Source organism: Kordiimonas lipolytica (assembly GCF_042651265.1).
In the GTDB taxonomy this organism is placed as follows: domain Bacteria; phylum Pseudomonadota; class Alphaproteobacteria; order Sphingomonadales; family Kordiimonadaceae; genus Kordiimonas; species Kordiimonas lipolytica.
Genome location: NZ_JBHSCR010000035.1, coordinates 13,248 through 32,704, shown reverse-complemented (window position 1 = coordinate 32,704; position 19,457 = coordinate 13,248). Strand labels below are relative to the sequence as shown.

Genomic DNA, 19,457 nt, shown 5'->3' with positions numbered 1-19,457 from the left:
TATAATTAAAGCGAGTACGGGAGGGGAGCCTATGCGCGCGCACATCATTGCGGCACTTGCCAGCTGCAGCCTTTTGGCAGGTTGTAGTACTGAAGAAGCCAAGGAAACAACCGCCGCTGAGCCACTTGAGAAAATCGAATGGCGGATGACCAGCACCTACCCAAGCACCCTTATTCAGCTTGGCACCATGGGCAAAAGGCTGGAACGGGAGCTGCATGAGATATCGGGCGGCAACATTACGCTCAAATTCTATGAGCCCGGTGTTATTGCTCCTCCCTTCGAGACCTTCGATGCCATCAGTTATGGCGCCATTGAAGCTGGCTGGTCCACCCCCGGCTACTGGGCAGGCAAGGACAGCGCCCTGCAGCTGTTCTCAAGCGTTCCCTTCGGCCCCTCGGCCCCGGAATATCTGGCCTGGATCGATTATGGCGGCGGACGTGAGCTGTTTGAAGAGGTCTATCACAAGCATAACATCCACAGCATCCTGTGCGGCATGACGCCGCCAGAAGCGTCCGGCTGGTTCAAGAAAGAGATCACCAGCATGGAGGATTTCAAGGGCCTCAAGATTCGCTTCTTTGGCCTTGGCGCCAAAGTGCTGGAAGAGATAGGCGCTTCCCCGCAACTGATCGCAGGCGGCGAGATTTACCAAGCGCTGGAACTGGGCACCATCGACGCCACTGAGTATGCCATGCCGGCCGTTGACTACCGCATGGGCTTTTACCAGGTGGCCAAGCATTACTATTTCCCCGGCTGGCACCAGCAATCCACCTTCTTTGAGCTGATGATCAACCTGGATGCATGGAACAGCCTCTCGCCGCTGCATCAGCGGCAAATCGAAGCCACTTGTTCCTCGAACATCCGCTACGGCATTTCGGAAGGCGAAGCCCTGCAGGCGGACGCCATGACCGCGCTGGAAGCGGAAGGTGTGCAGATCCACACCTGGCCGCCGGAAATCCTGGCTGAACTTGAAAACGCCTGGAACAAGGTGGCTGCCAACATGGCGCAAGAAGACCCTGAGTTCGCTCGTGTGTGGGAAAGCCTTCAATCCTTCCGCAAAAAATACAAAGCCTGGTCCGACCGCGGCTACCTGAAGGATTGAGGTTTATGGAACGCCTTTTATCCTTCTCTGCAAAGCTGGAGCGCGTCAGCAGTGCCATAGGCCGATTGTCGGCCTGGGCCATCATCGCGCTCATTCTCGTGATCATGTCTGATGTGGTCCTCAGGCGCTGGTTCGTCATCGGCTCGACGAAACTGCAGGAACTTGAATGGCACCTTCATGGTTTCCTGTTCCTGATGAGCCTTGGCTGGGCCTATACGAGAAACGCGCATGTGCGGATTGAGCTCGTCAGCGAACGGCTGCAGGCTCGCACGCGCGCATGGATCGAACTTTTCGGCTGCCTTCTGTTCCTTTTGCCCTATGTAGGTGCCGTGCTTTGGTTCGGGTATGACTATGTCAGCTACAGCTGGGCCTATAATGAAGCCTCGGCATCCCCCACCGGCCTGCCCGACCGCTGGATCATCAAGTCCGCGATTGTTGTGGGCTTCGGCGTTCTCGGCATCGCTGCCTTGGCACGACTTGCGCAGGCAATTGTCTTTCTGTTCGGTCGCGCAGATCAGTCCGAACGAACGCCTTTCTCCCATGTTGAACCACATTTGGGAGACAGCTGATGGATATGCTGATCGAATTCCTACCGTTCCTGATGTTCCTGGTGCTGACGCCGCTCCTGTTCTCCGGCTACCCTGTGGCATTCGTTCTGGGTGGCGTCGGCCTTGCTTTCTGGCTTCTGGCCGTGGCCCTGGGGCTTGAAAATGAAAACAGCTTCTTCCTGATCATCGGCCGCATCTTTGGCGGCGTGGTGAACAAGCAGGTTCTGGTGGCGATCCCCATGTTCATCTTCATGGGAACGATGCTGGAGAAAAGCGGTGTGGCCCGGTCCCTGCTTTACACGCTGCAACTGATGACCCATCGCATTCCTGGCGGGCTGGCGCTATCCGTTACGCTTCTGGGCGTGATCCTTGCGGCGACCACGGGCATTATTGGTGCAAGTGTGGTGATGATGACCCTTCTGGCGCTACCGGTAATGATCGAGCGCGGCTACGACAAATCACTCGCGTCAGGCACAATCGCAGCTTCCGGCACGCTGGGCATCCTGCTGCCGCCATCCATCATGCTTGTGGTGATGGCGGACCTTTTGTCCACATCTGCGGGTGGCCTGTTTATGGCGGCAATCGGCCCGAGCCTCCTGCTCGCCCTCCTTTACATGGGCTATATCCTGATCCGCACCAGCCTGAACCCCGCGCTGGCACCGCCGCTAGGTGCAGAAGCAGCTAAGGGCCAGCTTACATTTGGGCTTGTCGCCAGAAGCTTCGTGCCGCCGATCCTGCTGATCATCGCGGTGCTAGGCTCCATCTTCGGCGGCTTTGCAACACCAACAGAAGCTAGCGGCGTCGGGGCTGCGGGCGCCCTGTTGCTGGCTGCCTTCAACCGCAAGCTCACGCTGGGCACGCTCAGGGACGTAGTTGAGCAGTCGGCCCTCACTTCAACTATGCTGTTTGGCCTGTTTGTCGGCGCGACAGCCTTTTCATTCGTTTTCGCGCTTCTGGGTGGCCACGACCTGATCCTGCACCTGATGGAAGCCTCGGGCGCTGGCCCATGGCTCATCCTTGGCATATTGATGCTGGCGGTGTTCGTCCTTGGTTTCTTCTTCGACTGGATCGAGATCACGCTCATCATCCTGCCGGTTTTCGCACCTGTGATCAGCCAGCTAGATTTCGGCAGCCATTTGGCCGACCCAACCCAGGTATTGCCCTGGTTCGCGGTGCTGATGGCGGTAAACCTGCAGACCAGCTTCCTGACGCCGCCCTTCGGCTTTGCGCTTTTCTACATGAAAGGCGCTGCACCGGCGTCCGTAAAGCTGACAGATATTTATCGCGGCATTGTACCCTTCGTCCTGCTGCAGCTTCTGGGCCTCGTGATGCTGTTGATCTGGCCGGAAATAGCGCTCTGGCTACCGTCAGAGCTTGGGAAATAGCAACGAAAAAGGGACGCCTCCTAGCGTCCCTTAGGTCTGTATCCAGAGTGCAAAACGAATCACTTTGAATCAGATTCTATCGATTCGGAATCATCTACCCGTTGAAGCTTGCCGATCAGATAATCCAGGTTTTCGGTATCCACATCATTCTCAACGGCCGTCAGAACCCTTTCGATCATCAGTTGGCGATACATCTCTCTGTTATCGCCGCCCGTTTCCAGCATCTCGTCTGCAACTTCAAGGGCCGCGCGTGCCATGGGCAGGAACTGGGGCGGCATCTTGGCCACCTCGAACAAACGCTTCAGCCCCAGCTCGCCTTTGTCATGAACAAGCTGATAGGCGTTGCTCACGGGGATGCCAACCTTCTTGGCCAGCGCGACCTCAAAGAAAGTCGTGTCGCCCATGCAGAGCGCCCGCAGCATCAATGTGGGTGTCAGGCGGCCATGTTCCGCCAGCTGATCCACAAGTTCCTGAACAGTCGCTGATTTCTGACCGCCTTCAAGCAGCGATACAGTTGCCTTCTCTCTGCTTTCCAGCAAAAGGTCCGCCGCCATGCCGGGCGAAACCTCATGGTGGGTCATGATATGGTCGCGAATCTTTTCGGAAACCATGGCAACAAGCCGTTCTGCCACGCCAATGGGCAGCTCACCGCGCAGCGCCATCGGCGTCTTGACCGCGTCGCTATCGGCATATTTCTCAAGCACCTTGTCGTAGGTCTTTTCTGCGATCTGGGCAGTTTCATTGCTCACCAGGGTCGCGACGACCTCTTCGTTGCCGGTGTCCGCCAGTGCGTCTGCCACATCTTCCGACACGTCCTTGCGGCCAGCCACAGCTTTCTGGACTGATGCACCCTTCGTGCGGACGATCTCAATCAGGTCCTGATCCGTCAGAACACTGGAAAATTCAACGACAGGCAGCGCGACCTCATCAACGTCCTTCGCAAGCGACGTCGCAACATCATGCGGCACATCGGGGTTTTCCTTAAGGCTTTCAGCCAAAGCGTGCCGAACCCGGACCGACGCATCCTTCAGCATGACGCGGAAAATGTCCTCCGCGATCTTGCGTTCCCCTTCCGTAAGCTGAGCGTCACCAAAAGTTGTCGCGACCTTGGCGGCGGCTGCAGCCCGGTTCTCAACATTTGGATCCTGCAGCAGTTTCGCGACATCGGCGCTGGAAAGCTTGGTACTGTCTGACAAGGCCTTATCCCCACACAAGTAATTTCATATGCACGCTACGGTAAACAAGTTAAGCGCCCGTTAAAAGGCTGTCTCCTGTCAAATCACCCAAAACCACGGTCCTCCCCTATTTTTGACCATAGTTTCCTTGAGCCCATGCCGTTTAGCGGCTAGCATGCGCAGCAATTTTAACCGGACGACCATACCGTCCCAAGAATATTTTGTCTGGGCAAGAAAATAATAACACGCCCGTCAACAGGGGAAGCTTTGAGTTATGTACAAACGATTACTGGGAGCCCTGGCTGCAGTATTCGCCGTTAGCGGCACAGTCTATGCGGCGGCTGAAAAATCATCCTTTCAACAGTTTCTGGATGATTTCTCCATGATGGTAAACGATGCCATATCGCCTTTCACAACGAAATTTTCTGAAGTCATTTTCTATCCAATTCCCATGGATTGGCTAGCGGAAGGCGCTCCTGGGTTGCCTGTCATTGTACTTTGGCTTTTTTCTTTTGCGCTGTTCTTCACCATCTATATGGGGTTCATCAACCTACGTGGATTCACGCAGGCCATTCGTATCGTAAAAGGTACTTATGACAATCCTGACGACCCGGGCGAAGTGACCCACTTCCAGGCCCTGACAGCCGCCCTTTCGGCAACGGTAGGCCTTGGAAATATTGCGGGTGTCGCAATCGCTATCTCTGTTGGTGGTCCTGGTGCCACTTTCTGGATGATCCTGGTGGGTCTTTTCGGCATGACCAGCAAATTCTGTGAGGTCGCGCTGGGCCACAAGTACCGAGATATTGACGAGCACGGCGTGGTGTCTGGCGGCCCGATGAAATATCTATCCAAGGGCCTCGCAGGCCTTGGTATGCCCAAGTTTGGTAAAGGACTGTCTGTCCTATTTGCCATGATCTGTATCCTTGGCGCCTTCGGCGCGGGCAATATGTTCCAGGCAAACCAGGCAACTTTCCAGCTGGCGGCCATCGCTGCTGAACTGACTGGCGGCGCCGACAGTTTCTTTGCCGGCAAAGCCTGGATCTTCGGCATCATCTATGCGGGTTTGCTCTCCTTCGTAATCGTGGGCGGCATTCGCGGCATCACACATGTGACAGAGTTTCTGGTGCCAATCATGGCCGCGATTTACGTCATCGCAGCCCTGGCCATCATAGGCGCGCACATCACAGAAGTTCCTGCAGCATTCGGACTGATCCTCAAAGGGGCCTTTACAGGTGAAGGCGTTGTCGGTGGCATCCTTGGGGTGCTTATCATGGGCCTGCGCCGTGCGACCTTCTCGAACGAAGCTGGCCTCGGCACAGCCTCAATCGCTCACGCCGCAGCCAAAACCAACGAACCCGTTGCTGAAGGCCTTGTTGCCCTGATCGAGCCATTCATCGATACGGTCGTAATCTGCACCATGACGGCGCTGGTGATAATCCTCACAGGTGCTTATCTGGAAGCAGGCGAGTTTGACGGTATCGGCCTGACATCCATGGCGTTCGACAGCTTCTTTGATGGCTTCCGCTATGTACTGACATTGGCGGTGCCGATGTTCGCCTTCTCTACGACCATCACATACTATTATTATGGCGAGCGGGCGCTGGATTACCTGACCAAAGGTGGTCACAGGCAAGCAACCAACATCTACAAGATGTGCTACCTGCTTGCCATCATCGTGGGGTCTGCGATGCAGCTGACCGCTGTGATGGACTTTGCCGATGCAGCACTGCTGGCGCTCGGGTTCCCGAACCTGATCGGTGTGTTCCTGCTGCGTAAGGAAGTGAAGGCCCTGCTGAACGATTACTGGGGCCGCCTGAAGGCAGGCAAAATCAAACCTTATGTTCCAGGCGCAGACAAGGGCGGCAAACTGCCACAGGAGACTTGATCTCCGTTCATGTGCTATTAAGTAAGGAACTGAAATATGTGGCGGGGGGTTCCCCGCCACAACGCTATTTGGAGCTTGTGTAATGAATAAGACTTTTGCCACCCTTGCGCTGGTTGCTGCGCTCACCTCCTTCACCGGCCCTGCGACGCTTGCCGATGACGACCCGACGTCGACTGCGATTTCGGCTGGTGGCGACGCGACCAAAGGCAAACGGCTCTTCAACCGCTGCAAAGCCTGCCATAACCTGACGGCCTCCGAACGGTCCAAACTGGGCCCCAACCTGGATAATCTGTTCGGTCGCCAGGCAGGTTCTTCCGAAGGCTTTACGCGCTACTCGAAAGCGCTTTCCGAAGCAGGGTTCGTCTGGACTGAAGAAAAACTGGATGCGTGGCTGACAAGCCCGAAAACATTCTTGCCCGGTAACAAAATGACATTTGCCGGCCTGAGGAAAGAACAGGACCGCAAAGACCTTATGGCCTATCTGCGGGACGCGACAACAGGCGCAGAATAAGATATATCGGACCATCTGCGGCCGACATGTGAGGACAAATTATAATGAAACGCCTACTTGCAACATTATCCCTGCTACTGGTGATTGTTGCCCCGACATATGCACAGGATGATCGGGCTGTTGACGATGCCCGAGGGGCCATCGACTTCATCCAGCGAATTTCTGACGAAACCATTGCTGTGTGGAGTGATGCAAAAATGACGGAAGTGGAGCGCTACAACGCTTTCCGCGCCATTTTCGAGGAAGCAACCGATATTGAACTTCTCGCCCGCGGCATGCTTGGGCGCCACTACCGTACTGCAAGCAGCGCACAGCGTGATGCTTACATGACGGCCATGGGTGACTATATCATTTCAGAATTCGACAAACGCATGGCCCAGATCGGCTTCAAGACACTGGTTGTCACAGGTACCAAAGCCGCTTCCGGCAAACATGGCCACCTGTTCGTGCGCACTGAAGTAGAGCGTGAAGAAGGAGAACCAATCCTGGCCGATTGGCGCGTCCGCAAGAAAGATGGCCGTTTCCAGATCGTGAACCTGGAATTTGAAGGCATCAACCTGATGATTACTAACCGCGATGTGTTTGCGTCCAAGGTAAAGGATGAAGGCATGGACGGATTGATCGATTGGCTGAAAGCCCAGAACACGGCTCCCGAGGCAACTTCGGGCGGCCAGAGCGCAAGCTCCGAGTAAGAAACCTAGCTTACCGCCTCGAGGCTGCACTCGAGGCGGAGGCTCCCTGCAGTGTTATACAGCGCTGCCTCAAGTGCCCCTTCCCTGCCCTTTGGTACATTCACAGCAAAGCGTGTGCGATAGTCATACGACCCATCGTCAAGTGGCACGCGGCGGCTGCTCATCCGGACAATATTTGCGTCATAGTCTACCAGCACTTCACTGATACGTGCCACAAGGCCAGGACGATCCCCGCCCTTGATTTCGACAAGATGCGTGATCTCGCCACTGTCGCTGCGCTCAAGGTCATAGCCAAAGGCTGAAACGGTGATTCTGGCACCCGCGAGCAATTCAAGGGCTGCTAGACCCTTCTCCAGCTCGCCTTGGTCGGCCTCTGCATCAAAGGTGGCAACGCATGAAAATTCAAAGGCTTCCCCTAAAACAGCGAACGAGCTGTCTGCCAAATTTGCCCCAATTTCAAAGAGATAGCCCGTTACTTCAGACACAAGCCCAGTTTGATCACGACCGATGATTGAAATGAGGAAGGAAGTCGGGTTTTGAGCCGTCACGGTGGTACTCCTAGAAAAAGGTGGTGTTTTGCTGCGAGTTTGCTAAATAAACGCCGCGCGCACAATCAATGTTTTCACATTGCTGACTGCAGAAAAATTTTGCAACGAGTACGGCAGGATCGTTGCCCGAGCAAACGCAACAGGATGGTAACTTATGGCTGAACAACAACTTCTCCACCTTGTCTTCGGCGGACAGGTGACCGACCCTCAAAAACTCGAGTTTGCGGACCTCAATAAGGTCGACATCGTGGGTATTTACCCAAGTTACACGGAAGCAGAAGCCGCATGGCGCAGTGTCAGCCAGGCCAATGTTGACGATGCGATGACCAAATATGTGGTCGTGCACCTGCACAAGCTGTTGCAGCCCGAAGAGTAAACTCCGGGCTTATATCAGCAGATTTTCTGTAAATCTTGGGCCCTGCATGAAAGTGGGGCCCTTGAAGGTTGAAGGCATTGGGATCGCCTGTGGCGATCAACCGGCCTAAAGCGCGGCTGCCGCGCCGTCGAAATAGGCGCGAACGCCTGCTTCAATCACATCGCCCTGGCGGTCATAGACCCCCAAACGGCCGATCATTTTGTCGTACGCTTCCTGGCGGGACGTGGGATGCATCCGCTTCAGTTCATGTGCGACCAGCCTGTGAAGGCCTTCATTATTGATGGTATTATTCATTCTATCTTCCATTCATTCACTCGCTTTCAATTCTTTCTATTGTGCTCTCCTGTATATCGCAGCTTGAAGGCAGTTTTTTGACAGCCGCCTTACAGCTCCGTGACGTGACACTTATAGAAACGGCGGCACCACAGACGTGGCACCGCCGCAAGAGATAGTCCCTATATGGGGACTAATTTCAGGATTTCAATGACTTAATCCAGGCGTCCACATTCTCCTCAAGGATCGAAAGTGGAACCGCACCATTTTCAAGCACCACCTGGTGGAAGCCAGCAAAGCTGAACTTGTCGCCCAGCTCATCCATGGCCTTCTGGCGGAGCTCCATGATTTTGAGCTTGCCAACCATATAGGCAGTCGCCTGCCCCGGCATCACGATATAGCGCTCGATTGCCGCTACGGCGTCGCCCCGTGGGTTTGGCGTGTTCTCAACAAGATAATCAATCGCCTGTTCACGGGTCCATTTCTTTGAGTGAATACCTGTGTCCACAACCAGACGGCAGGCACGCCATAGTTCCATTGCCAAACGACCAAAGTCAGAATATGGATCTTCGTAGAAGCCCATGTCCTTGCCCAGTTCCTCAGTATAGAGGCCCCAGCCTTCGGAGAAAGCCGTGAAACGCGCAACACGCTGGAACAGCGGCACGCCTTCAAGTTCCTGACTGATGGTGATCTGGAAATGGTGTCCTGGAATGCCCTCGTGGTAGGCAAGCGCTTCAAGCTGGTAGATCGGCATGAAGCTCATGTCTCGCAGGTTGGCATAGAAGATACCCGGGCGGGAACCATCCGGCGCGCCGCGATTATAGAAAGCCTTGCCGGCAGATTCCTCGCGGAACTTTTCAACCGCCCGCACTTCCATCGGGCCTCTTGGTGTCAGGCTGAAATACTCAGGCACCTTGGCGCGCATGCCGTCGATAATATCGCGGGCCTGCTGCAGATACTGCGCCTTGCCTTCTTCTGTGTTCGGATAGAAGAACTGCTCGTCAGTACGCGTGAATTCAAAGAATTCCTGCAGCGTACCTTCAAAGCCAACCTTGTCCATGATCTCGCGCATGGCCGTATGGATCCGCTCCACATTCTCAAGACCCACATTGTGAATCTCGTCGGCGGTCATGTCGGTGGTTGTCATATTCTTCAGTGCCTGCGCGTAGAAGGCATCGCCGTCAGGGAACTTCCAGGCACCATCATCGGTCGTGGCTGTTTCCTGAAGCTTTTTGAGCTCCATGACCAGCGCCTCATAGCCAGGCTTCACACCCGCCAACAGGGCGGCTGATGCTTCATCAACCAGTGCGGCCTGCTCGGCTTCTGAAATCTCAAGGTCTGCCACCTTCTTGCGGAAATCGGCCAGCAGCACGCTGTCTTCGCCGCTGTCATCAAAAGGCGTTCCTTTGAGCAGGTTTTCAGACGCTTCAATCACATAAGGATAAACAAACTGCGGCGCCTGAATGCCCATGCCTGCCCGTTTTTCAAGTGATGTAACAAGCTGGCTCATCAGCGTGTTCACACCATTGAGGCGCGCGATGTAGGCCTTGGCGTCATCCACATTTGTGATGCGGTGCACAGTCATCAGGTGGCTTGGGATGCCTGTCTGCCAACCGAACATCTGGTTGACGGGGTAGCCATAGTCACGCCAGCGGTCGTTTTCGATCGAACGCTCGGCCGTGATCTCGAAAATCCGGTAGCTGAGCTGGTTTTTCTCGTTCAGGCTGTCGAAATTGAAGGTCCTCAGCGTGGCCAGTTGATCCTTGATCAGTTGCAGCTGTTCGTCTTCAGCCGCGTCGGTCAGTTCCGGCCATTTATCGTTGTTGCTGCGATCGCCCAGACGTTCAGCCATCAGTGGGTTGAGCGCCAGACGAGCCTTCATGGCTTCGTCAAAGAAAGCTGTGATCTGCGCATTGACGTCCTGGACCTGTTCAGTGGCCTGACCTTCCTGCGCGGTTTTAGTGTCATTCGCGGGTTCGCAGGCCGTCAGCGCCAGCAGAAGTGCGAAAGATGAAACGGTATTACGAAGCATGATACCTCCCTATTGTTATGTTCACGCTGCCCCAATAAAAAACGTAAATTTCTTAGGGCTTGGTAAGCTTTTGCCAACTTCTGTGCGCTAGAGTGACCCCCGCGTGCGATAAATTGCAAGCTTTGTTGACAAAGATGCTTGAGATGCCTATCTGACGCTTCAGTAAAGGAGTCGTAAGCTAAAATGCAGCATGATCCAAAAGTAACGAAAAACCCTCTGTTTACGATCGGCCAGGTGGTTCGGCACCGCTATTTCCCGTTCCGTGGCGTGGTTTTCGATGTGGATGCAGAATTTTCCAATTCCGAGGAATGGTGGGAATCCATTCCAGCGGAGATCCGCCCGGCCAAGGAACAGCCCTTCTATCACCTGTTCGCGGAAAATGAGGATTCGAGCTATGAGGCATATGTCTCGCAGCAGAACCTGGTCGCAGACGATTCAGATGAGCCTGTCAATCACCCGGATGTTGGCGAGCTGTTCGGCCACCTTGAAAAGGGGCAGTATGAGCTGAAGGCTATTCCTCGCCACTAAGGAGGCCATCAAGGCCAGGCATAAAAAAAAGCGGCCATCTGGCCGCTTTTTTATTGGGTATGGCTCACGCCTTAGGCAACGAAGGCCGCCAGAAAGATCATCAGCACAACGACAGCAGCAGTACCCCGTACCATTGCTTTCATGAAACCATCGAAGGTGCGTTCCTGTTCGTTGATATCCATCATTGTATCTCGCTCCAATTGACTGGCACTGTCCCGGTGCCCTTAACAAACCATCTCGACCGCTCTATAGCGCAACCAGCGCCCGAGGCCAAGCCCTATCCGCGACCTTATGTCACGCTTCTTTCAAGACACGCCTGAAGCTGAGCTGGTTCGATATTACCACCACTAATCACCACCACCGTGGTCTTGTCTTTGGCCTCAAACTTGCCAGACAGAAGTGCCCCAAGCGACGCAACGCCGCCCGGCTCGCCCACCAGCTTCATGCGAATGGCTGCATAGGCCACAGCGTCCAGCGCCTCATCGTCCGACACGGTAATTCCCTTCAGCCCGAGGTCTTTCATGATCGGGAACGTCAAGTCGCCCGCACTTGGCGTCAACAAGGCGTCGCACACGGACCGCGCACCAAAATCCACCTGTTCGATCGTGCCGCTTTCAAGCGACCGTGTGACGTCATCGAAGGCTTCGGGTTCAACCACATAACCGTTCAGTTCAGGAAAATGCTTATAGAGCGCCATATAGGCCCCTGAGCACAAACCACCACCACCGCAGTTGATGACCGCCTGGTCCGGCGTCACGCCCATGGCCTCAAGGTCCTGGGCAATTTCCAGCCCCACAGTGCCCTGGCCGGCCATGATGAAAGGGTCGTTATAGGGGGGCACAACGGTCGCGCCGCTGTCGCCCACCACACGCCCGGCAACCGCTTCCCGGTCTTCGTTATAGCGGTCATAAAGCACTACTTCAGCGCCAAAGCCGCGCGTGTTGGCAAGCTTCAGCTCGGGTGCATCCTTAGGCATGACAATCGTTGCTTTAATGCCCAGCAGCTCTGCCGCGTGCGCTATCCCTTGCGCGTGGTTCCCACTTGAAAAAGCCACAACACCACAGGCTTTTTCTGCATCCGTCAGGCGTGAGAGGCGATTGTAGGCACCACGAAACTTGAAGGCCCCTACGCGCTGGAGGTTCTCCGGCTTGATGAACACTCTGCCGCCTACACGGTCGTTGAGCGCAGGGCTCTCTATCAGGGGCGTTCGCACCGCCACACCAGCTATCTGGTTGGCAGCACTTAGAATATCGTCATAGCTGATCGCATATGTCATTCAGGTGTCTCCTCGCTTTTCTTTTTTTGCCTTTTCTTGTGGTTGGCCTTGCGCGTTTGCCACCAACGCCCGAGTCTAACTTCCTGGTTCCGCCGAAACCGGCGAACCGCCGGGAAATCAACCGAAAGCACGAGGAAACCAAGCGGGATCATCCAGAAGCCAAGAACAGGCAAAAAGCCCAGCACGCCGCCGATAATAAGAAGAATGCCCACCACAATGCGTCCGATGCGCGTGGCGGGCATTACCCTTTTGACATGTTTTCTGACCATGAAATCTCGCGATACTAACCAACCTCGTTGATGGTTTTCCGCATGATTTCACCGATCTTGTCAATATCTGATTTGGATATATTGAGCGGCGGTGCGATCGCGATATGGTCGCCGCTCATCCGAACCTTCAGGCCATTTTCATAAGAACGCTGGAAAATCTCGCCAGCCCGCTTCATCGGCGTACCGTCCTTATGGGCGAATGTAATCGCGCTCATGAAGCCCAGGTTGCGGGCATCCGTGACCGTATCGGCAGAGGCAAGATCATGGACCATGTCCTCGAAATAGCCGCTGAGCGCACGGACGTTTTCATAGACGCCCTCTTCCTTAAAGGCCTTCTGCGTGGCAATAGCCGCCGCCACCGCAAGCGGGTGGGCAGAATAGGTATAGCCGTGGAACAGCTCCACACCGGCTTTGGTCTCGTCCATAAAGGTATCGTAGATTTCCTTTTGCACGGCCACTGCCCCCATCGGCACAGCGCCGTTGTTGATGGCCTTCGCTGTGGTCATCAGATCAGGCTCAATCCCGAAACGCTCGGATGCAGAAGCATAACCAAGACGCCCAAATGCAGTGATCACCTCATCAAAGATCAAGAGGATGCCGTGCTTCTTAGTGATCTCACGCAGCCGCTCAAGGTAACCCTTCGGTGGGATATAGACGCCACAGGAACCAGCAGCCGGCTCAACGATCACGGCCGCAATGGTGCTGGGGTCATGAAGGCCGATGATATTCTCAAGCTCGTCCGCCAGATGCATGCCGCCTTCAGGCTGGCCCCGGCTCATGGACATGGTATCCGGATTATATGGGAACGGCAGATGGTCCACGCCCGGCAACAGCGAGCCGAAGAATTTGCGGTTATTCACCATGCCGCCAACGGAAATGCCGCCGAAGCCCACACCGTGATAGCCGCCCACCCGGCCGATCAGCCGCGTGCGCTGGCCTTCACCACGCAAGCGGTGGTAGCCAATTGCGATCTTGAGCGCGGTATCCACCGATTCAGAGCCCGAGTTGGTGAAAAAGAAATGATCCAGGCTGCCCGGCATGGTGTCCCGAAGCATGTTGGCAAGTTCGAACGCACCCTTGTGCCCGAACGCGAAGGCCGTGGAATAATCCAGCACCCCGGCCTGTTCCCTGATGGCTTCCACTACCTTCGGGTGGTTGTGGCCAAGCGCACAGCACCAAAGGCCGGATGATCCGTCGATCACCTGGCGCCCGTCGCTGGTTTTATAATATAGCCCATCCGCGCTTTCCAGAATGCGCGGGTTGGCCTTGAAATCCTTGTTTGGCGTAAATGGCATCCAATAGGCGGCCAAGTCGTCATTCACTCGTTTACTTTGGTCATTCATGACACACCTCATCTGAAAGGAGAGGCCCGCAGGCCTCTCCAACAAAATGATACTCTTTTAATTACAACCAGTTAGGCGTCAGTCCTAGCTGCCGAAGCGATAGGTAAACCGGGCGCCGAACGTCCGCGGACGGCTGATACCGAAACCATGACCAGGGAAGAAATCCCCGCCTTCGGCGGTGCCGTCATAATACATGCGGTTAAAGATGTTCTCTACATAGGCCACAACTTGCCAGCCGCTGTTGCTTTCGTAGCCCACGCGAGCCGAGAAGTCAGACCAACCTTCTTGGGCATAGAGGTCGATGTTATCGAGACCGCCATAGGTCTTGGTCTGGGTCCGCCAGTCGATGGACGCGTTGATCTCACCATCGTCACCAATCGGCTGGTGGTAAGACAACAGGCCTGCGAAGGTGAACTTCGGCGTGCCCGGCAGCGTATTGCCGTCGACACCTTCAGCAACAACCGGATCAACATTGCTGATCTCATTATCGTTGTAGGACGTTGACAGGAACAGGTCGAAGTTCTCGCTCAGGATCGCCTGAACAGTACCCTCGATACCGGTCGCCTTCACTTTACCCACGTTGGTTACCCGCGTGCCCTTGTCGAAATAGTTCAACTGCAGGTCTTTGTAGCGATAGTGGTAAACGCTCATGTCCATGCGGATACGGCGGTCGAACATGTCGCCTTTCACGCCTACCTCATAGGACCAAACGGTTTCCGGATCGAACTGGTTCAGCGTCGCGTTTTCGGCCACCAGATCATCATTTACATCGTCATCGTCCGCTTCAACGGCGAAGCTGCCGAAACCGCCTGCCTTAAAGCCACGCGTGGCACTGGCATAGATCATCCAGTCGTCATTCGGGCGATAGCGCGCTACGAAGCGTGGGGTGAAATCATCCCAGGAATGCTTGCCAGTCACGAAGCCGTCAGTGGTAACACCGAATGCCCAGAACGGTCCGAGCTCACTTTCCACTGGCAGGATGTTGTTGCCAAATTCCTTGGTGTCCTTGCTGTAGCGCAGGCCCATACCTACTTCGAACTTGTCGCTAACAGCATAGGTCAGGTCAAGGTATGCGCCCCAACCTTCATAGCTGCCGGTAACATCGTTCGATTCCAGAAGGCCAACAGCGTTTGGCGTGAACTCGCCCCACTCATAGTAGGCAAACACTTCAGAACAGCTGTAGTAATAGTAAACAAGGCACATGACTTCTTCGTCAGCACGCTGATCGAAGTGCGCATCGATGTTTTCCTTATAGTAAGAAACACCGGCATACCAGCTCAGCGGGCCGTCACCATTCGATACGAGACGCAGCTCCTGCTCGAAATAGTCACCGCTCTGGATCTGGCCATAGTCGTTGAAGCCAATCGGCATGCCGTCGAAATCTTCGGCATACTCATAGTCGTGGTCCTTGTATCCCGTCATGGATGTCAGGGTGGCAAACTCAAGGTCCACGTTGATCTCCGCGCTCAGCGACAGGACTTCACCGCGGTCATAGTTGCCAAGCTTTTGGTCGGCCCCCACATCGCGTTTGTTGCCGCCCGGCAGCACATTCTCTTCACCCAGTACATTTTTCAGGTGCTGGACGATGGAGAAACCGTCATTCTCCGGCACGTCATCGCGGATAAGACGGTAGATGGAACCAGATTGGTCACGGTCCTCATATTCCGCCATGACAGTGGCATCCCAGCTCTCACCGCGCATAGCAGCCGTCGCCCGGAAGGCAGACTTGTCATGGGCTACAAGCTTGTCGTCATTTGGCCTGGCCGTGTTATCGACATAGCCGTTCTCTTCGCTGTGGTAAGCCGCGAGACGAAGGGCAAAATTGTCTGACATTGGCAGGTTAATAGCGCCTTCAGCTTCAAAGATGCCACGCTCGCCAAGCCCAACTTCTACATAACCGTCATTATCGTCGAAATTCGGCTTTTGCGTATGCAGGCTGACAGCGCCACTGATGGCGTTACGGCCGAACAGGAAGCCCTGCGGACCGCGCAACACTTCCGCGCGCTCCATATCGAACATGGAGGTTACAACCACACCGTTCCGACCTTGATAGAGACCGTTCTTGAAGAAGCCAACGGATGGATCGCCGCCAACGCCGAAGTCGTTCGTGGAGATACCGCGAATGTTGATATAGTCGATGAAGCTGTCTTTACTGTCGCCGGAAAAACCAGGCGCAAACTTCACCAGATCCTTCACATCATCCAAATTCACACGCTTTGTGAAGTTGGCATCAAAGGCCGTGATGGAAACAGGTACATCCTGCGTGGACTGGGCACGTTTTTGCGCCGTTACCACAATCTCCTCAAGCGACAATGTATTGCTATCGGAATCCTGTGCAAATGCGGCACCGCTGGCAAGCAGGATTGCGCCAAGTGACGCACCTGTGGCCAAGGCCCGATTGCGGGTTCGATGGACAGTTTTCATTTTCTGCTCCTCCCCTAAGGAATTGCCCGACGGGGGTCGGGGTGTGTTAAGCAACATGTTCCGTCTCCAAACCTGTTGCTCTCATGTTTAACCTAAGGTGCGCTTGCGGCCCCATTGCCGCGCTGCCACCCAGTTTCAAATGGGCTCCACTTCAAGCCCGGCGTTCTTGAGCTCATTCATCATTGGGCTCAGATTCTTTTCAAATTTCCTCCACCGGCCAACAGACCGGGTATGGGCCTTTTCGCGCACCTGCGCGGCACTTGCGGTCGTCACCGCAGCATCCTGTTCGTGGAAATCCACACAGGCGTCTTGCCAATCAAGGCCCAGAAAATCGATGATGCGGCGAGCGTTCGGCTCCAGGTCCTGCACCACGTCCTCATAGCGCACATCCAGGATGCGCTCACCAAGCAGGTCGCGCCAGCGGTCCATCAGCCTGCGGTATCGCACATGGTGGCGCGCCATCTCTGCCTGGTCATAGGAATGATAGTAGGCCTCGGCAAACAGCTGCTTGTAGCTTGCAAAACAGCTGTCCATCGGGTCGCGCACAATATGAATGATTTTTGCGTTCGGTAGTGCCGCGGCAATCAGCGGCAAATACATATAGTTGACAGGCATCTTGTCGATGAACCGCTTGGTATCTGGCTGCACAGATTTGGTCGTCTCCAGATACAGCTCTCCAAGGGCCTTTGCGTCCAGCTTCGGTGTTTCCCTGATGATGTCGGCCGTCATCGGCTTGGGCGAGCTCATCTCAAGCTGGCGCTTGATCCCCATGGCAAACTGTTGCAGCTCACCCGCTGAATCTACATCGCTGTGCGCTGTGATGATCCGCTCCACAAGCGTGGTTCCGGTCCGTGGCTGGCCAACAATGAAAATTGGGGCATCAGTTGACGCCCCCTCACCCACACTGCTGAGCCATTCTTCATCAAGGGTCTGCTCCAGGGCTTCAAAAAGCTCAATCTCAGCCTGTTCATCGTATGGAACAGACGCGCGGCGCGCCCGGGCTCCTGCATCGTAAGCCGCGAACGCTTCGTCCCAGGCTTCCAGGTCTTCATATTCCTTGCCGATGGCATAGTTCAGGAACGCGTGGCTCGGGTGTCCGGTAGGCAGGCGATCTGCTATTTCTTTCATGGTCCTGGCGTGGCTGTCGTCAGCCGCCTTGTCCAGACGCGCCAGCATCCAGTGCGCCATACCATCATCAGGCTTTTCTGCCAGCACTTTACCAAGAGATTCTGCCGCTTCCTCAAGCCGCCCAAGGAATGTCAGGGCTTTCGCGCGGCTCAACTCAAAGAAGGCGGAACCGGCACCCGCCAGTGCCTTGTCGAACCACTCCAGCGCCGTTTTCTGATCGCCAAGAATACTGTGAACATTGCCGATGACGTCCAACACCAGTGGGTCCTTGGGGGCGTTCTCTTCAGCGTGGCGGACAGCCTTTTCCGCCATGGTAAACTGGCCCATCTTTGCACAGCAGCGCGCAAACTGGGCCCAACCAGCGGCGTGTTTGTCATTCAGCGAAACAACATTCTTGAAGGCCCGGCGCGCGGTTATCCAGTCACCGCTTTCAATCCCAACAAGTCCAACCAGGAAATGGGCTTCTAAAAGCTTGGGATGGTATTTCAGAACCAGATTGCAGCAACCACCGGCTTCCTTGAAATCCCGGCGCATCAACGCCTGATACCCCCGGCGCAGGAATTTAGCCACATCCGCCTGCCCCATCTCGCGAGGGGCAGCGCCTGTTGGTTTCATTCCAATGGTGCCGGTGTTTGAAGCCATGACTTTATCCCAATGCGTCCTTCATGCGGTAATAGGCCATACCAATAGCCTGCAGGGGCTGGGCAAACATTTGCCCCCCAGGGAATGGAGGATGCTTGATTTTTTCCATGATATCAAAGCGTTCGAACTGTCCTGCAATCGCCTCGGCGATCAATTTTGCCGACATGTGCGTTGCTGCCACACCATGGCCGGAATAGGCCTGGGCAAAATAAACATTCGGATTCAACCTGCCAACCTGCGGGATACGGTTCAGGCCGATGCCCATATAACCGCCCCAGCTATAGTCGACCTTCACGTCTTCCAGCTGCGGGAACACCTTCAGCATATTGGGCTTCACGGCTGCAACGATGTCACGCGGGTGGCGCCCCGAATATGTCGCAAGGCCACCAAACAGCAGTCGCTTGTCGGCCGAAAGGCGGAAATAATCCAGCGCCCAGCGCTGGTCGCACACAGCGTAATCTGATGGCAAAATGCTTGCCACCTGTTCATCGCTGAGCGGCTCCGTTGCGACAATATAGCTGCCGGCCGGCAGCACGCGTGACGCCAGCTTTGGCACCAAACGACCCAGGTAGGCATTGCCGCCCAGCACCACGATATCAGCGGTGATGCGGCAAGTACCCATGTCAATGATGGTGTGGCCTTCCTGAAAGTCCATATTGGCGACACGCGCGTCCTCAAAAACCTTTACGCCGAGCTTTTCGGCAGCCCGAGCTTCACCACGCACTAGATTAAGCGGGTGGCAATGCCCCCATCCCATGTTGGTGACACCGCCGATATAGCGGTCAGAGCCTACGATGTTCTTTACTTCGTCGGCACCGATCACCTTTTGCTCCGGCTCATAACCAAAGCCGACCAGCGTATCCATGGCCTCCTTCAGTTCGTCCATTTCGCGCTCTTTCATCGCAGCGTCGAAATAGCCCCACTTCAGGTCGCAGTCGATATCGTATTTGGCAACCCAATCCTTGATGATGTCGACACATTCAACACCCATTTCCCAGGCTGCGCGCGCGTTATCCTTGCCAAAAACCTTCTCGATCTTGGACAGGTTAGACAGCTCCGGCCCATAGCCGCCGATAACCTGGCCACCATTGCGGCCAGAGGCGCCCCAGCCAATGCGGTTCTGTTCCACGAGCGCAACCTCGAAGCCCCGCTCGGCAAGGTGGAGCGCTGCGGCAACGCCAGTGAAACCGCCCCCGACAACACACACATTAACCTTCATATTGCCTTCTAGGCGGCTAAAAGGCTCAAGGTCATTGCAGGTCGCCGTATAATAAGATGGCGGCAATTGGTCACTATGGATGGAATCGCGAATACGCATAAGGC

Annotated in this window: 19 protein-coding genes; 8 read left to right on the top strand and 11 right to left on the bottom strand. The window is 55.2% G+C overall.

Annotated elements, in window-relative coordinates; all coding sequences use genetic code 11:
- The first annotated feature begins 31 nt into the window (after positions 1-31).
- From ACFO5Q_RS17475 to ACFO5Q_RS17465, 3 genes are read left to right on the top strand one after another with little or no spacing between them, the layout of a single operon-like run.
- Complete coding sequence (locus tag ACFO5Q_RS17475) at positions 32-1,099, top strand: TRAP transporter substrate-binding protein (protein WP_068144845.1); 1,068 nt, start codon at positions 32-34, stop codon at positions 1,097-1,099.
- Positions 1,100-1,104: 5 nt separating this feature from the next.
- Positions 1,105-1,668 (top strand): TRAP transporter small permease subunit, encoded by a 564-nt coding sequence (locus ACFO5Q_RS17470; protein WP_068144842.1) that lies wholly within the window; start codon positions 1,105-1,107, stop codon positions 1,666-1,668.
- Entirely contained in the window at positions 1,668-3,032 is a 1,365-nt protein-coding gene (locus tag ACFO5Q_RS17465; protein ID WP_068144840.1) for a TRAP transporter large permease, read from the top strand. The genes ACFO5Q_RS17470 and ACFO5Q_RS17465 overlap by 1 nt, the downstream gene beginning before the upstream one ends.
- 59 nt (positions 3,033-3,091) lie before the next feature.
- Here ACFO5Q_RS17465 and ACFO5Q_RS17460 read toward each other — a convergent pair whose 3' ends face one another.
- Complete coding sequence (locus ACFO5Q_RS17460; RefSeq protein ID WP_068144837.1) at positions 3,092-4,228, bottom strand: DUF2336 domain-containing protein; 1,137 nt, start codon at positions 4,226-4,228, stop codon at positions 3,092-3,094.
- Between the two features lie 253 nt (positions 4,229-4,481).
- Between ACFO5Q_RS17460 and ACFO5Q_RS17455 the strand changes: the two genes are divergently transcribed.
- The 3 genes from ACFO5Q_RS17455 to ACFO5Q_RS17445 all read left to right on the top strand — a co-directional run bounded on the left by ACFO5Q_RS17455 (position 4,482) and on the right by ACFO5Q_RS17445 (position 7,295).
- Complete coding sequence (locus tag ACFO5Q_RS17455) at positions 4,482-6,092, top strand: alanine/glycine:cation symporter family protein (protein WP_068144834.1); 1,611 nt, start codon at positions 4,482-4,484, stop codon at positions 6,090-6,092.
- Positions 6,093-6,174: 82 nt separating this feature from the next.
- Positions 6,175-6,603, top strand: coding sequence for a c-type cytochrome (locus ACFO5Q_RS17450; protein WP_068144833.1), 429 nt, complete (start codon positions 6,175-6,177; stop codon positions 6,601-6,603).
- A gap of 44 nt (positions 6,604-6,647) precedes the next feature.
- The gene (locus tag ACFO5Q_RS17445) at positions 6,648-7,295 is read left to right on the top strand and encodes an MlaC/ttg2D family ABC transporter substrate-binding protein (RefSeq protein WP_068144830.1); all 648 of its coding nucleotides are present in this window, start codon (positions 6,648-6,650) and stop codon (positions 7,293-7,295) included.
- A gap of 5 nt (positions 7,296-7,300) precedes the next feature.
- Here the strand turns inward: ACFO5Q_RS17445 and ACFO5Q_RS17440 are convergent, their stop codons facing one another.
- On the bottom strand, positions 7,301-7,843 hold the full coding sequence (locus tag ACFO5Q_RS17440; protein WP_068144827.1) for a glycine cleavage system protein R: 543 nt from the start codon (positions 7,841-7,843) through the stop codon (positions 7,301-7,303).
- A 154-nt stretch (positions 7,844-7,997) separates the two neighbouring features.
- On the opposite strand from ACFO5Q_RS17440, the gene ACFO5Q_RS17435 reads away from it, so the two are divergent.
- The gene (locus ACFO5Q_RS17435) at positions 7,998-8,219 is read left to right on the top strand and encodes a DUF4170 domain-containing protein (RefSeq protein WP_068144825.1); all 222 of its coding nucleotides are present in this window, start codon (positions 7,998-8,000) and stop codon (positions 8,217-8,219) included.
- Between the two features lie 105 nt (positions 8,220-8,324).
- Here ACFO5Q_RS17435 and ACFO5Q_RS17430 read toward each other — a convergent pair whose 3' ends face one another.
- A complete protein-coding gene (locus ACFO5Q_RS17430) occupies positions 8,325-8,513 on the bottom strand; it encodes a hypothetical protein (RefSeq protein ID WP_068144821.1) in 189 nt (62 codons plus the stop codon).
- A gap of 178 nt (positions 8,514-8,691) precedes the next feature.
- On the bottom strand, positions 8,692-10,524 hold the full coding sequence (locus ACFO5Q_RS17425) for a DUF885 domain-containing protein (RefSeq protein ID WP_068144818.1): 1,833 nt from the start codon (positions 10,522-10,524) through the stop codon (positions 8,692-8,694).
- A 183-nt stretch (positions 10,525-10,707) separates the two neighbouring features.
- Here ACFO5Q_RS17425 and hspQ point away from each other — a divergent pair, with 183 nt between their 5' ends.
- The gene (gene hspQ, locus ACFO5Q_RS17420) at positions 10,708-11,052 is read left to right on the top strand and encodes a heat shock protein HspQ (RefSeq protein ID WP_068144815.1); all 345 of its coding nucleotides are present in this window, start codon (positions 10,708-10,710) and stop codon (positions 11,050-11,052) included.
- Between the two features lie 71 nt (positions 11,053-11,123).
- On the opposite strand, the gene ACFO5Q_RS17415 is transcribed toward hspQ, so the two are convergent.
- The 7 genes from ACFO5Q_RS17415 to ACFO5Q_RS17385 all read right to left on the bottom strand — a co-directional run bounded on the left by ACFO5Q_RS17415 (position 11,124) and on the right by ACFO5Q_RS17385 (position 19,452).
- The gene (locus ACFO5Q_RS17415; RefSeq protein ID WP_082719730.1) at positions 11,124-11,237 is read right to left on the bottom strand and encodes an aa3-type cytochrome c oxidase subunit IV; all 114 of its coding nucleotides are present in this window, start codon (positions 11,235-11,237) and stop codon (positions 11,124-11,126) included.
- Between the two features lie 104 nt (positions 11,238-11,341).
- Positions 11,342-12,328 carry a threonine ammonia-lyase gene (locus tag ACFO5Q_RS17410; protein ID WP_068144812.1) on the bottom strand — a complete coding sequence of 329 codons (987 nt, stop codon included), beginning with the start codon at positions 12,326-12,328 and terminating at the stop codon, positions 11,342-11,344.
- A complete protein-coding gene (locus tag ACFO5Q_RS17405) occupies positions 12,325-12,597 on the bottom strand; it encodes a hypothetical protein (protein WP_380084445.1) in 273 nt (90 codons plus the stop codon). Before ACFO5Q_RS17405 ends, ACFO5Q_RS17410 begins: the two co-directional genes overlap by 4 nt.
- A 14-nt stretch (positions 12,598-12,611) precedes the next feature.
- Complete coding sequence (locus ACFO5Q_RS17400; protein WP_068145159.1) at positions 12,612-13,940, bottom strand: aminotransferase class III-fold pyridoxal phosphate-dependent enzyme; 1,329 nt, start codon at positions 13,938-13,940, stop codon at positions 12,612-12,614.
- An 84-nt stretch (positions 13,941-14,024) separates the two neighbouring features.
- On the bottom strand, positions 14,025-16,364 hold the full coding sequence (locus ACFO5Q_RS17395; protein ID WP_068144806.1) for a TonB-dependent receptor: 2,340 nt from the start codon (positions 16,362-16,364) through the stop codon (positions 14,025-14,027).
- A gap of 135 nt (positions 16,365-16,499) precedes the next feature.
- A complete protein-coding gene (locus ACFO5Q_RS17390; protein ID WP_068144803.1) occupies positions 16,500-18,134 on the bottom strand; it encodes a tetratricopeptide repeat-containing sulfotransferase family protein in 1,635 nt (544 codons plus the stop codon).
- A gap of 4 nt (positions 18,135-18,138) precedes the next feature.
- Positions 18,139-19,452: an NAD(P)/FAD-dependent oxidoreductase gene (locus ACFO5Q_RS17385; protein ID WP_068144800.1), complete on the bottom strand. Its 1,314-nt coding sequence runs from the start codon at positions 19,450-19,452 to the stop codon at positions 18,139-18,141.
- Positions 19,453-19,457: the final 5 nt, after the last annotated feature.